This window comes from Jidongwangia harbinensis (assembly GCF_020216025.1).
GTDB classification, from domain to species: domain Bacteria; phylum Actinomycetota; class Actinomycetes; order Mycobacteriales; family Micromonosporaceae; genus Actinoplanes; species Actinoplanes harbinensis.
Genome location: NZ_JAIWNC010000023.1, coordinates 58,682 through 72,914 on the forward strand (window position 1 = coordinate 58,682; position 14,233 = coordinate 72,914).

The 14,233-nt window shown below is 65.5% G+C and carries 10 protein-coding genes; 7 read left to right on the forward strand and 3 right to left on the reverse strand.

All coding sequences use genetic code 11. The features are described 5' to 3' along the window. The first annotated feature begins 22 nt into the window (after positions 1–22). Together LDL48_RS26070 and LDL48_RS26075 are read left to right on the forward strand one after the other, a co-directional pair. Positions 23–1,195 (forward strand): hypothetical protein, encoded by a 1,173-nt coding sequence (locus tag LDL48_RS26070; protein WP_225257856.1) that lies wholly within the window; start codon positions 23–25, stop codon positions 1,193–1,195. 300 nt (positions 1,196–1,495) lie between these two features. Beyond that, positions 1,496–1,873 (forward strand): hypothetical protein, encoded by a 378-nt coding sequence (locus LDL48_RS26075; RefSeq protein WP_225257857.1) that lies wholly within the window; start codon positions 1,496–1,498, stop codon positions 1,871–1,873. Between the two features lie 366 nt (positions 1,874–2,239). Here LDL48_RS26075 and LDL48_RS26080 read toward each other — a convergent pair whose 3' ends face one another. Continuing rightward, positions 2,240–2,977: a hypothetical protein gene (locus tag LDL48_RS26080; protein WP_225257858.1), complete on the reverse strand. Its 738-nt coding sequence runs from the start codon at positions 2,975–2,977 to the stop codon at positions 2,240–2,242. Then, a complete protein-coding gene (locus LDL48_RS26085; RefSeq protein ID WP_225257859.1) occupies positions 2,968–5,352 on the reverse strand; it encodes an NACHT domain-containing protein in 2,385 nt (794 codons plus the stop codon). The genes LDL48_RS26080 and LDL48_RS26085 overlap by 10 nt, the downstream gene beginning before the upstream one ends. 662 nt (positions 5,353–6,014) lie before the next feature. On the opposite strand from LDL48_RS26085, the gene LDL48_RS26090 reads away from it, so the two are divergent. The 3 genes from LDL48_RS26090 (at position 6,015) to LDL48_RS26100 (ending at position 11,267) form a co-directional block, all read left to right on the forward strand. Further along, positions 6,015–6,470, forward strand: a complete 456-nt coding sequence (locus tag LDL48_RS26090; protein ID WP_225257860.1) for a hypothetical protein — start codon at positions 6,015–6,017, stop codon at positions 6,468–6,470. Then, complete coding sequence (locus LDL48_RS44655; RefSeq protein ID WP_225257861.1) at positions 6,467–9,205, forward strand: ATP-binding protein; 2,739 nt, start codon at positions 6,467–6,469, stop codon at positions 9,203–9,205. Before LDL48_RS26090 ends, LDL48_RS44655 begins: the two co-directional genes overlap by 4 nt. A gap of 1,117 nt (positions 9,206–10,322) precedes the next feature. Next, positions 10,323–11,267, forward strand: coding sequence for a hypothetical protein (locus tag LDL48_RS26100; protein ID WP_225257862.1), 945 nt, complete (start codon positions 10,323–10,325; stop codon positions 11,265–11,267). Between the two features lie 427 nt (positions 11,268–11,694). Here the strand turns inward: LDL48_RS26100 and LDL48_RS26105 are convergent, their stop codons facing one another. Next, positions 11,695–12,495, reverse strand: coding sequence for an SDR family NAD(P)-dependent oxidoreductase (locus tag LDL48_RS26105; RefSeq protein WP_225257863.1), 801 nt, complete (start codon positions 12,493–12,495; stop codon positions 11,695–11,697). Positions 12,496–12,979: 484 nt separating this feature from the next. Between LDL48_RS26105 and LDL48_RS26110 the strand changes: the two genes are divergently transcribed. Both LDL48_RS26110 and LDL48_RS26115 read left to right on the forward strand, forming a co-directional pair. Further along, positions 12,980–13,813 carry an IS5 family transposase gene (locus LDL48_RS26110; RefSeq protein ID WP_225257864.1) on the forward strand — a complete coding sequence of 278 codons (834 nt, stop codon included), beginning with the start codon at positions 12,980–12,982 and terminating at the stop codon, positions 13,811–13,813. Continuing rightward, positions 13,810–14,217, forward strand: coding sequence for a hypothetical protein (locus tag LDL48_RS26115; RefSeq protein ID WP_225257865.1), 408 nt, complete (start codon positions 13,810–13,812; stop codon positions 14,215–14,217). The genes LDL48_RS26110 and LDL48_RS26115 overlap by 4 nt, the downstream gene beginning before the upstream one ends. The last annotated feature ends 16 nt before the right edge of the window (positions 14,218–14,233 follow it).

The window sequence follows — 14,233 nt, forward strand, 5'->3', positions numbered from 1 at the left end:
CACCGCAGAAAGGTCTCCTGACATGCTGCGCACATCGGCCGCCGGCCCGCCGCCGGGCACCGCCGCACCACCCACGCGGGTTGGTGTTGAGCGGGCGGCCTGGACGTTCTACGTCATCGCAGCGCTAGGCTCTTCGATCGGGCAAATCTGGGTCGGCGTCCAAATACCGCCGTGGCCCGACGCCCTCCCGCTCTGGGCCCGCGCGCTGCTGGTCATGCCATTCGCCATCGTCATCGACCTCGGCGGCGCCGTAACCGCCGCCTTCGCCGACACCCGCCGCCGCCTCGGCGAGACCGCCTACGGATGGCGCCTGCTGTCCACCGCGTCGGTGGCCCTCGCCGTCGGCATCAACATCGCCGGTCACGCCAGCTCCCCGTATCTCGCCACCGTCTTCGGCGGCCTGGGAATCTTCGCCTACAGCGTCTGGCTGCTGCACTCCGCCGCCCGCCGCCGCGACGCGCTGCGAGGCTGCGGCATGCTGCGCCACACCGCCCCGGCCTACGGGCTGTGGCAATGGAAACGCGAACCAGCGATCACCTGGCGCGCCCGCACATTGGCCATCGACAACGGACACGGACTCGTTGAATCGCTGACCGCCGCCCGCACCCAACTCGCCGCCGAGGCACGGCGAGCGGCGCTCGCCACCCACATCGAAGCCAAAATCCGTGCCCGACACAGCCACGATCCGATCCTCGCCGCCATCGCCGCAACCACCACCCCGATCGACCACGTCGCACAGCAACTCATCGACATGATCGACGCCCACGGCTGGGCCCTACTCATTAATGCCGAGATCCAGCCTCCCAGCCCGGCCACGCCGCCAGCCGCCCCCGCCGCCCAGCCTCATCACACACACGATGACGCCCACCACCACAACAACGCTGACGAATGCAGCGAGGACAGCGATCGAGATGAGCGCGACCACCTCACCGACGTGCCGGCCGAACTCACGCGGATGATGCCCACCAACCCCGCCGCCTACCAACGCTGGCGGCGCCTTCGGGTCAAGATCAGCGAACGCCCCGACGCCACCAACAAACAACTCGCCGACGACCTGGCCACCAGCGTGCGTACCGTGCAACGGATCCGCGCCGTCGGCGCGGCAGGACTACTCGACTCCCCTCAACCCCCCACCGGCAGACTCCTCCGCCCGGCCCGCACCAATGGCGCCCCGTACCCCGATGCCACCTCATGACCGCCGACGCCCCGGCACTGCGAGATCGGCACGCAGACACACTCGACGCACCGACAACGGCGCGAATTGTCCCGCTGTAGCCTGTCCACGCCTCGGTTCGGGCGTCCAGCCGTAGTGGCGCATGACTGTGGTCCAGGAAGACGGAACCTTGATCCTGTACATAGACACAGGGGCGATTGAATGTCAGTGCGTGAGCAGGTATTCCTTCGGACTGAGCGCCCGCACGCCGAGGTGGCTCGACTGGCCGCTGAGCTACTCGGAGGTCAATTCCAGCAAGGAGCCGACCATAGCCAACTCCTGGTGGACACAGGCACTCTTGTTCCGGATGGATCCGGACAGTTCGGCGGGCCGGTCCTTACACACGAGTCCGAACGTCCCTACCGGCCGGGGGGCGAGTTTCAAGCGCTCGACCTCTACACCGTCGAGATCCGCCTGTGGCAAGCCCACGGACCCCGCGGCCACCGGAGCCCGGGCCGCGACATCGAAGCCGAAGCCGCTGCGGTCATCTTCGACACACTGGCCAAGGGCATCGACAACCCGATGATCCACGTGAGCCACACCGACAAACTCGTCAGCGCCTCCATGCCCGGAAAAGGCGTCCACGACTTCCCAACCGGCACAACGATCTACGACTGGGACCAAGAGAAGTGGGACGGCTACGTCGTGCTTGACGAGTGACTAGGGCAGCCGCCACGACCCAGAGAGGCCCTGCAACAAGGGGACGGGCTCGTACACCCCGAGGCGGGCCGCGAGCGATTCCACTCGGTGGCGACATCGTCGGCGGGCCGCTAACCCGAGAAGGGGTGACATGTCCCTACGCGTCGATCGCTTATCGACCGTCACGAGTGAGCACCCGAGGCCTGCGCGACGTCCTGATAAGTAGCCGAGAAGAGTGACTCGAACGCCAGTAACGTTGCAGCATCATGCGGATCTGAGGGACGCCAATAGGGACCCTCGATGCTTGATCAGTCATTCGCGAGATTCCGTACTACGACCAGGCAATTTGGTTCCCTGCCTGCGAATTTAGTCACTACCAACGGCTAGCTATGTGATCGGGGTACGCGCCCGCTCGGCTAACGTTACCAGCACCTGCCGATCAAGCGCGGTAAGCCATCGGAGTTTGCGCTGTGTGGTGTCTGGCAGGCGCAGCCATGCCAGGAACGCGGCTTCGGTGAAGGGGAACGCTTTCTCCCACACCGACGGGTGTGCGGTCCAGGTGGCCGACGAGAATCGCGTGCTCGCAAGGTGTTCTACGGCGCGGTCAAGGTCGGCTAGGACGCTTTCTAGGCGCGATAGGAACCGGTGGTCGTGTCGGGAGATCACCTCCAATTCCTTGAAAAGCCTTCTGAGGCCGTACTGAGTGCGTTGGGCCGAGATCCAAGACAGCAGGTCGGCGCTGCCGGGAATAGCCGGGACCTCGCGTCGCCAGGAGCGCCGCCAACGCATGTCGGCATATAGATCAAAATACGCTAGAAAGAAGATGGCCACGGTCATCGAGACGAACAGAAGGACGATAAGTGCGGCATGCCCTATATCCTGGTATGCCGTCGGCAGGTAACGGAAGCTCGCAGGTGTGTCGATTAAGGCGGTGAGCACTGCGGCGAGAAACATGACCATAACGACGGAAGAGACCGTCCGGGTGGAGTCGAATACGAAACGACCCATCTGCCGTTGCGCCAGCATCGCCAGTGGCCTATGCAACGTCAAAATCTGCGAGGCGCGACACGCGCCGCCCGCGACGGCCAGCAGGGCGAGCAGCGGCCAGGCAGCAGCTAGGGCCATAATTGACTGTGGGCCGTAGTTGACGAGAAAAACCTCTGGATATCGTAGACCGTCACGATGAATGCCGCGCCGATGGCAAACGTTCCGTAAAGCAGGCCGAGAACCCCGATCGCGCATACCACCCACGCCGCCACGACCGCCGGATAGCGCGGCCCCAAACCGCGGCAGCCGAAATGCCAGAGGATGGTCGCCACTGCGGTGCACCACAACGCCCTTGTCACCGGGACAGCGGCCGGAAATGCGATCCTTTGGACGACCGCCGTGCCGGCAACCACCGCTGCCGAGACTGCCGTAATAGCCGTCAGAATCGCCAACTGCCCACCGAGCGAGTCCTCGGATCCGTCGTCCCGCGTACTCCAGGACCGCTTGCCCCGCCACGCCTGCAGCAGCAACATCGGCCGTTCGATGTCGTCGTCCTCCACCGGCAACAGGCGCAATGCGACAGTCTTGTCGAGCGCCTTAGACCGCAGCGTCGCCACGGTTTCCTGATGCATCGTCCGGCCTACTGCCCACCGAGCAAGGGCACTAGAGGCCAGCGGGAGGCAGTCCAGGGCGACGGATCGATCGTAGGGCGCTCCTCCGACCAATGCCCCCACCACCAGACGGTCGATCACGTGCTGCAATCGCTCTGGCACGGGTGTCGGCCGGCCCGCCGCGATCATGCGGACCAGCGGCACGGTCGGTTGCGGCCAAGCGAACGAAGCCAGCCGCCTGATCTCGTCGGCTGGCTTGTTCAGATCGCTCTCGACGGGTACGCCGGCCGCCGTTGCCGCAGCCTTCTCTAGCGTGGACTCCGCGCTGCGGAGCAGCGCAGCGCGAAGCTCGTCGTCTCCGTGCCGCAACATGAACGGCACGATGTTCTCCCATCCGGGCTCGGTCAGGATGTTGTCCGGGTCGACCAGGCCGGGCCGGGCCATGGCTAGGCCGGCAGTAAGGAAGTCCTGGATGAGCCGATGCGCGAATAGGAAATCGCCCCGCGCACCATGTGTGGCGCCCAGCCCTGCCAGCTTCAGCACCAGCGCGGTCGCGTCGAGCGTTTCCCCGGCCGGAAAATCCCGTAGGGCCATGGCACGCCGGATGTCGTCCCACGAGGTCCGATCGGTGCCGCTGCCCGCAGTAAGGCAGAAGGCGAGCTCCCGAGCGGTGGACAAGGTTCGGTCGACGGTCGCCTGACCGTCTTCATGGTCACCCACCGTCTCCCGGATACGGGCGCGGATGGACCGGTCGAAGACGTCGAATACCGACTCGGGTAACTCGGTGGAACCGGTGTCCCGCACGTAATTGCATAGCAGGCGCAGCATCAGCGGGTTTTCGCAGAGCGTACGCAGGCCCGCGTCCACGGCGAGCCGCCGACGCAGGACCCGGCGAGCCAGCCTGTCGGTGATCATGACGTGAACGAACCTGCTCTGTCGGCGCAGGCTTAACGGGCGAACCGTGAGCGACGGCCATAGCGCGCCGACGTCAGTCTCGCGAAAGTCGCGGCTGGCAATGACGGTCCGCGACTCGGGCGTGTTGTCGACGAACAGCCGGATGGCGTCCAGGTGCGCCCTGGCAACCCTGCGCGCGTCGCTCGATGCGAGCAATGCGGGCAGCTCATCGAACGAATCGAAGAGGAAGACCCAGCGAACCTCGACATGACGTTCAGTAAGGTATTGCAGCACCAACTCGCGGAACCGAGCGTCGCCATGGCCAAGGATATCGGCCACGTACTCGCGGATCGTGTTTGCCTCGACCGTGCCAGCGTCCGAAAGCATACGCCTCAGGTCGACGTAGACTGGAATCGGCGCCCCGCGGCGAAGCCGCCGGCCACTCGGCAGGGCGATTCTCACCACATGCCGCATGATGGTGGTCTTGCCGCCGCCCGCCGGGCCCTGCAGCAGCACGACCGGGTCAGTTCCTCGGCGCGAGTGCCGTACTAGGGCGCGCACAGCGCGCACTGTCTCCTCTCGGCCGTGCCTTCTGTAGACCGCGTCGACGCCCACGAACGCGTCTTTGCGCCGGACACCCCCGGCTCCGGCCAGCGGGGCGGCAAGCGGCCGACCCTCGATCAGAGCCGTGGCCGCTCGGGCGATCTGCCGCAGATCGTGATCGACGGCTGCGCGGAGTGGCCGGACCAGTCGATAGACGCCGAGCGCACCAGCTAGCGCCGCGACGGCGATTATCGTGAATTGTATTTGGGGCGGGCGGTTAGCCACCACCGGCGTACTTGTTAGGAAGAGGGAGCCGACGGTCGCAGCGGCGACGATCAGCGCCGTCGCGAAGAGTCTACGGAAGGCCAATGGCCAGCCCTTCGCGAAGCTCATGGCGTCGAAGAGCAGCGAGCCCAGCGCGACGATCACGGCGGCCATGGCAAGTCGGTTCGGCAGATCGTCCACAATTGCTCACAAGGTTAGGTACGTGAGGAGACGCCATAGTGGCACGAGGCACAGGTCAGCCACTGTCGGATCATCGACGATGTTCCCTTCCGGGGATCGACGAGTGCGTGACGGTCGATGGGGTTAGCCGCCAGATGGGGCGACCTGGGCCTTTCCGGATCGCGGCCACGATCCATAAGGCCCTCATTTGCCGCGATGAAGCGACGCAGTGCAGGCCCGAGCCACGGGTCATCGCCGGCCAGGTCCCTCACCGCGCACTCGGTCTGCTGATCCGCCCAGCCCAGGTTCACCCCGTAGCTCACCGCCGACTCCTGGAGCCGTCCGCGCCAGTCCCGCGACCAGTGCTCGTACGCCCCGCAGAACTGGAACGCGCAGGTGCCCATGAATTCCGCGGTCCGCGCCCGGTTCAGACCCCGCGTTCTTGCCTCGCTACGCAGCTGGCCATCAACGCTCTACGCCTAGCCGGATCCCACGACATCACCCGAAGCGACCCGATAGGCCAGCCGCAACATGACCAGACCCTTCAACATCCTCGGCATTGCATTATGACCTTGAACCCTAACGTTGCCTTCCGTACTCGATGTCAGCGACGCAGTGACGTGACCTCGGCCCCTGTGCATCGTTTCCCGTTTAGGTTCGGGAACCGAGGGGCGGGAGTTGGTATGGATGAGGTCGTGGTCGCGTTCGGGACGGCGCTGGTGCAGGCGGTCGCTACTGACAGCTGGGCTCAGATCCGTGACGCGGTGACCGGACTATGGCGGCGTACCCGCGGCGGCCAGCCCGCCGAGGACATCGGTAGTGACCTCGACACGTTGCGGGCGGAGGTCCTCGAAGCCCGCGCTGCTGGCGACCAGGACATCGAGGACGCGCTCACCGGTGAATGGCGATCCCGGCTACGCCGGCTGCTGCGTACCGATCCCGACCTGGCTGTCGCGCTCCGCGAGGTCCTCGATCAAGTGCTGACCCCTGCGCTGCAGCCCGCCGAACAGGCGCGGGTGCAGACGCTCCTCGGCGACCACGGTCAGCAGGTTCACATCGCTGCTGGGAACAACGCCTACACCGCGTTGGGTGACCAGACGAACATCGGTGGTAGCCAGACCAACATCGGCCCGGTGTGACCGCCGCGCCTGCTCCCGACCCGCCGGGCGCAGACGGTGCCGACCAGCCCGCCCTGCCGTCACACCTGTCGGTCGGCGACAGGCCACGGATCGATGTCCACGCTGGGAACAACGCGTACACGGCCGGCAGGGATCAGATCAACATCGCCGGCGACCTAAACGTCTGCCCGGCCTCCGAGTCCGTATCGTTCAGCCTGCCCCTTGACACCGCGGCGTTCACCGGACGACAGAACGAGTTGGACAGCATCACCACTGCCGTGCTGCGGGCCGCGGAAACCGGTGGGATCATCGACATCCATGCCATCGACGGGATGCCGGGTACCGGCAAGACCGCGCTGGCCGTGCACGCCGCCTACCAACTCACCGACCGGTTCACGGACGGACGACTGTTCCTCGACCTGCATGCCCACACCCCGGGGCACAGGCCCACCGACCCGAGCTGGGCGCTGGCCATGCTGCTTCTCGCTGACGGCCTAAACGTTCGTGAGCTTCCCGCGGACCTGGACGGGCGCGCTGCGCTTTGGCGCAACCGGACGGCTGCTAAAAGCCTGTTGCTCATCCTCGACAACGCCGCCAGCAGCAGCCAGGTCAGGCCGCTGCTGCCTGGCAACCCGGCCTGTCTGACTCTGATCACCAGCCGCCGCCACCTCGGTGATCTACCCGGGCGCACAGCATCGCTGTCTCTGGATCAGCTGTCCGCCCGGGAAGCGCAGGACATGTTCGTCCGCTCGGCCGAACGCCCGATCGACGACATGGACGCTGTCGCGACACTGGTCAGAACGTGCGGGCATCTGCCGATGGCGATCACGATCCTCGCCCGGGTCTATAACCAGCACCGGTGCTGGACCATGGCCGACCTGATCGCCGAGACCGAAACCCGACTGCTGCATCTGTCGCCCGAACAGGACACCGTCGCCGCCGCGTTCGACATCTCGGTGGACTATCTATCCGATCAGCGCCGCCGATTCCTCACGCTGCTCGGCTTGCACCCAGGAACCAGCATCGACCCCTACGCCGCGGCGGCGCTGACCGATAGCAGCCTCCAGGACGCCACCGGCCACCTCGATGGGCTGTGGCACGACAACTTGCTAACCGAAACCGCACGCCGCCGGTACGGCATGCACGACCTCGTCCGCGCCTACACCCGCGACCTGGTTGCCGCAGTCCCCGAGACGGAACGCGAACAGGCTCTCCACCGGCTGTTGGATTACTACCAGCACACCGCTACCCGAGCTGCGACCGTCCTAGCCCACGAGCCCTGGCCCAGCCCAGACCTACCTGGCCAAAATCGGTTCGCCGCCCCGCCGGTCGACAAGCACCCGAGCGCCTTGACCTGGAGCCGCGCCGAACGCCCCAACCTGCACGCCTGCCTACACCATGTCACCGATACTGAGCAACACGCCCGGATCATCGCATTCACCGCAGCACTCGCCCCGATCATGCGCACCGACGGTCCCTGGATCGATGCAATCAATCTGCACACGACCGCGGCCGAGACCGCCGGGCAAGTCGGCGACCGGCTCGAGCAGGCCAACGCCCTCCGTTCGCTGGGGGTCGTCCAGTGGATGACCGACAACTACCCAGGCGCGACCAGCGCGTTGCAGCAAGCCCTGGACCTCTACACCGCCCTCGGCAACCAGCTCGGACAAGCCAACACCCTGCACGTTCTGGGCGGCGTGCGGCGCCTCACCGACAACTACCCAGGCGCGACCAGCGCGTTGCAGCAAGCCCTGGACCTCTACACCGCCCTCGGCAACCAGCTCGGACAAGCCAACACCCTCAGCGATCTGGGGCGCGTGCGGCGCCTCACCGACAACTACCCAGGCGCGACCAGCGCGTTGCAGCAAGCCCTGGACCTCTACACTCCCCTCGGCAACCAGCTCGGACAAGCCAACACCCTGCACGTTCTGGGCGGCGTGCGGCGCCTCACCGACGACTACCCAGGCGCGACCAGCGCGTTGCAGCAAGCCCTGGACCTCTCTACCGCCCTCGGCAACCGGCTCGGACAGGCCAACGCCCTCCACGCTCTGGGGGGTGTGCGGCGGATGACCGGTGACTACCGAGGCGCGACCGACGCGTTGCAGCAAGCCTTGGACCTATACACCACCCTTGGCAACAGGACTGGAGAGGCGAACACCTGGAGCGATCTGGGAACCGTGCGGCGGATGACCGGCGACTACCCAGCCGCGACCGACGCGTTGCAGCAAGGCCTAGACCTCTACACCCGCCTCGGCAACCGGCTCGGACAAGCCAACACCCTTATCGATCTGGGAACTGTGCGGCGGATGACGGGTGACTACCGAGGGGCGACCGACGCGTTGCAGCAAGCACTAGACCTCTACACCACCTCCGGTGACCGCGGCGGTGAGGTAGAGGTGCTCAACGAATACGGGGCATTGCTGCGGGTGTGCGGTGACCTAGTGGGTGCTGGGAAGAAGCATAGGCGGTCGTTGGATGTCTCGCGGCAGATCGGTAGTGAATGGGATGAAGCGCACGCCCTGGCAGGATTGGGACGGTGCGTCCTCGCAGCCGGGCGAAGCGCCGACGCCATCGACTTGCTAAGCCGTGCGAAGGAGATCTTCACCCGGATCGGCGCCGCCGAGGCACCAGAAATCGCCGCTGAACTCGCCGCCGTCGAAAATGAGCAACGTCCCGAAGGCCAAGAACCTCTGGAACCATTGGCCGACGATTGTCGGCTGGACCCGGGCGCCATGACGGAAGAGCGGCCTGCCTGACCATTGGGCCTTGTGGTTTGACCCGGCCAGGCCTTTGGTGTCCTGCTACATCCTCGGTGCCTTTGCTTCGCGCCCTCGCTGAGGACATCGCATTACTTTGAACCACGGATCGATACGTGGACGCTGAGGTTACGAGGAACGCATCAACCCTGCAATATGCATCGGAATGGCGCTCACCGTCCGTCGATACGTGTGACGGCGTACTGATCTGCCGCCGTCCGGGCGCGTCAGTTGGCGCCGTGTGGCCCAACCCCTAGCTGGGGCGGTTCGCGCTGTGGGTACCGTCTAGCCATACGACCAGGGCTTCTCTGCGGATAAGCCAGTGCCTTCCGAGACGGTTACCGGGCATGTGCCCGGCCTGGATTTCGGCGATGACATCGGCCACGTCGACATCGAGGTACACCGCCAAGTCGACGGCTTTGACAACTGGCGGAAGTGGGACCTCGGCAGGCCCAGCGCCCGAAGTCCCCGGCGAGCCGTCGAACGTACGTCCAGGAGGCGAGGACCTGTTGGGGGCGGGTCGAGGCTTCGTCCGGCTCCAAGTGACGGCCACGCCGACGAGAAGTGCCGCCATGAACATGATTTGGAGCGCAGTGAAGCTTCCGTCCAGGATGATCGACAACATGACAAAGACAGCCAGGGCGCCGGCACCGACCGGCCACGGCGAAATCGGGCGTCGCGGTGGCTGCGGTCCTCCAGGCATGTCACCATCCTGACGGCCTGGCAGGCATCGTCAACGGTCAACACGCTGATGGATGTTGACGGATGCCGCATCAACGGTTCCGGTCATGGCGGTGCTGCGTCTAATCTCGGATGGCACGCACACTGAGGGGGTCGAGCATGCCGGGCATCGGGCGGTGGTTCGGCTTCGGATTGTTCGCGGAGTTCGACGAAGATCCCGGGACCTCATACAGGCCAGACATCAAATCTGACCCTGTCCCCTTCCGTTGTCCTTACTGCCAGGGGGTAAGGTGGTCGATCCATCTCACGTTGAAGTGCCGCGGCACCGCGGAATGCCGGCATACCCCGACACAGATGAGAAAGATCCGCCGCGAAGGCGAGAACCTGGACCAGCCCTTCGATACGGACGGCCTCGACGCGGCGCTCGACTTCCCCGATGAATGATTTCGTCGCCTTCCAGATCAGCTCACGCTTCATTTTTGTCAACGTACTCCCTAATACCCTGTTCGTTGCGCTAGTTGGCGGACTGGTAGCTGCGGGGGCACCGGATCAGGCACCGTCATGGTCGACGCTAGTTCACTCGATAACCGAACTGTCGTGGACGGGTGGAATCCTCGTGGCGCTGGGGATTGTTGTTGCTTCCGTGGTGCTACACCCGTTGTCCTACCCGCTTATCCAAGTTCTGGAGGGCTACTGGGACCGCTTTCCTACCGCCGGCCAGGCGCATCGACTGGGTGCGGCCCGATACAAGCGCTGGCGCATGGAGCTGGCGGGCTTCCCGAATGTTGAGCGAGTTCTCCATGACCTTGCCGATCTGCCTGCAGATAACGCGCTAGTGCTCCCCACTACCCTTGGTAATGTTCTTCGGGCAGGCGAGCTCCGAGCTGGCTCTCGTTATGGGTATGAGACGGCAACCGCGTGGCGCAGACTGTTCAAAATTGCCACCCCCGATGCGCAGGGCGAGGTCAGAGATACCAGGAATCAGCTTGATTCGGCAGCTCGGCTATGTATCACGGGCCTTTTGTGTGTCCCGGTCACCACGTGGCTGCTTTGGTCTCACCAGAATTGGTTACTAGTCCCGCTTGGTTGCTACTTGTTCGCCTGGGCGGCGTATCGTGCCGCCATTGCCGCTGCCCGGCGCTTCTGTGACGCGCTTGCGGTTGCCTTCGACATGCATCACTTGGAATTGTGGGATGCGTTATCGCTTCCGCGTCCGAAGACCCTTCTCGCAGAGAGGGACCAGGCCGCGCCGCAACTGTGCAAGCTCCTGGCGGGGACTCAGCCCCTGCAGGTGGAAGAAGAGGAAGAGTTCGAGTACGGAGAAACGACGCGGCCGCAGTACGGCATTCCGCCGCCGAGTCCCTTTTCTGGCCAGCCATAGACCCAGAAGACTGGCGTGGTAGGGCCGTCTTCCGCAGGTAGCGACGCACTGATCTGCCGCCGACAATGCGCGTTGGCTTGCTCTGCCCGATCATTGCGGGAGTGCGGTCAGCAGCGTTTACCGGTTTCGCTGGATGAAATCGCGGTCGTTCGCAGCCCAAACGACTGCCTCTTGAGCGTGGTGCCGGCGGACGCCTTGCTGGACAGCCACCTGCCGATGCTCGACCTGATCAGCCACCCGGCCAAGGACTGGCACGGCATGGACCCGGCTGACGAGCGCTACATCGGCCCGACATACGCGCTGCGGGTCCTCGCGCGGGGCTTACCGGCATATGACCCAGCTGGCGGGCGCACTGACCCTGTCCCGTATGGCATGGGGATGTCGAGGCTGGCCGCCGCTGTCGCGCACGGTCGGCCGCTGCCTGCCGTCAGACGGAGCGCTCGTCTCCACTCCGGAGATGGAGGGCGTCAGGCGGCCTCAGGCCGGTCGGGTTGGGGCCGGTCAGCACGCCACCCTCGACGGGCAGGGTATGGCCAGTAATCCACGCAGCGTCGTCGGAACCGAGGAAGGCGACCGCCGCGGCAATGTCTTCCGGCTCGCCGACGCGGCCGAGCGGGTACATCGACTTGAGCTTCTCCAGCGTGCCCGGCTGGGAGTCCCAGTTCGATGTCCGGACGGTGCCGGGGGCGACGACGTTGAAGCGCACACCGAGCGGACCGTACCGGGCGGCGTAGTTCTGCGACATCGCGATCTGGCCGGCCTTCGCCGCGGCGTACTCCACGTTGCCGAAGGCGGAGATACCGTTGACCGAGCTGATCGTGACGACGTTGCCGCGGGTCGCCACCAGGTGCGGAATGGACGCCTGGATGCAACGGGCGGCGCTGAGCAGGGTGAAGTCGAGCTGACGGTGCCAGTCTTCGGCCGAGGTGTCCTCCGGCATCGAGGTGACGATGCAGCCGCCCGCGTTGTTCACCACCAGGTCGAGCCGGCCGAACCGCCCGACCGCCGCGGCGATCGCGGCGTCGATGTCGGCGCGTGAGGTGACATCGACCTTGACCCCGAGCGCGTGCTCAGTGCCGAGTTCGTCGGCCAGCGCTGCCACCGCGTCCTGCTGCAGATCCGTGACGACCACCGCGCCGCCCTCGGCGGCGATCCGCCGGACGACGGCCTGCCCGATGCCCTGAGCCGCCGCCGTGACCAGCGCGACCTTGCCCTCGAACCGCCGCATCACCATTCCTCCGGATCGTTGCCGCCATTCTCCGCGATTCAGCCCGGCCTGGGCGCCGAGACCGCAGCCCAGCATGATCGACCGCCCTCGGTCGCCTGCGCCGCCCTAGATCGACTATCGAGAGTAGCTCTCATGAACACTATCGTCGCGACCCCCGCTCAAGTCGACGTGAGAGCCAGCCTGCCGGCACGCAGGGTCGGACGATGGCTACCTGGTTCGAAAGATGGCCACCCCTCCAGCAACGTTGGAAGTAGGTTCCGCGAATCTCCTCCGATCCGTTCGCGACCCCACCATCGGGTAGAACCAACACCGCATCCGATTCGTAGAGGGCAACGAGCCCTTCGACATCGCCGGTATTGAGCCGAGCGACAACAAGGCGACTGAGAGGGCGGTTTGTGAGCTTTCCGTAGTTCGTCATCGCTCGATGTCGTAACCTTTAAGTAGCGGCGATGTCCGGCTGGCAGGCGGACGGGTTGAGCTGGTCATGGGCGAGCGGAAGGCGTATCCCAGTGACCTCACCGATGAGCAGTGGGCGGTGGTGGGCCCGTTTTTGGGCGCCTGGAAAGCGAAGCATCCGTCGGTGTCGGGACACACGGGCCGCTACTCGTTGCGGGAGATTCTGAACTCGATCTTCTATCAGAACCGGACCGGTTGTCAGTGGGCGTATCTGCCGCATGACCTGCCGCCGAAGTCCGCGACGTACTACTACTTCGCGTTGTGGCGTGACGACGGCACCGACCAGGCGATCCATGATCTGCTGCGCTGCCAGGCGCGGGAGAAGGCGGGTCGGCGCGAAGATCCGTCCGCGATCATCATGGACACTCAGTCGATCCGGGCCGCGAACCATGTTCCGGCCGTGACGACCGGCAAGGACGCCGGGAAGAAGGTGCCAGGCCGTAAACGCGGGCTGGCCGTGGACGCGCTCGGGTTGATCATCGCGGTGGTGGTGACCGCGGCGTCGGTCACCGACACCGCGATCGGCGTGCGCCTGCTGGACAAGGTCGTCGAGCACACCCCGACCGTCACCCGGGCCTGGGTGGACGCCGGGTTCAAGCACGACCTGGGCATCCACGGTGCGGTGCTCGGCGTCGACGTCGAGGTCGTCAAGCGCAGCGACACCAAGCCGGGGTTCGTGCCGATCGCGAAGCGGTGGGTGGTCGAGCAGGTCAACGGCACGTTGATGCTGCACCGCCGCCTGGTCCGCGAGTACGAGAGCCGCCCGCAGTCGTCGGCGTCACGCACCCTGTGGGCCTCGGCGGCCAACCTCATCCGCAGGCTGACCGGCACCAATACACCGTCCTGGCGGGACCCGGCATGAACACCACGACCATTCTCGACCTGATCGCCGCCCGCGAAGCTGCCGCGTCCACCGCACGCGACGACCTGCGCCAACAGCAGGCCAAGCTCGCCGCCGAGGTCGCCGCAATCGACGCCGAACTGGCCGACCTGGCGACCACCCGCCAGACCCTGACCAAGATCCTCGAAGACGAGGTGAGCGCATCCGAGCCGGCCGTCATCAGCGAGCCCTACCAGCAGATCCTCGCCGTATTCAGCCCCGACCGCGGCGCCCTGCGCGCGAAAGACGTCTGCCTCGCGCTGGGCATCGGCACCGAACCCAAAGACACCGAAGGCATCCGCGCCAAGCTGAAACGCCTGGTCAACCGGCAAATCCTGACCGAAAGCCAACCCGGCCTATTCACCCTCACCGAGAAACGGGCATAACCTCACGGACCGCCCT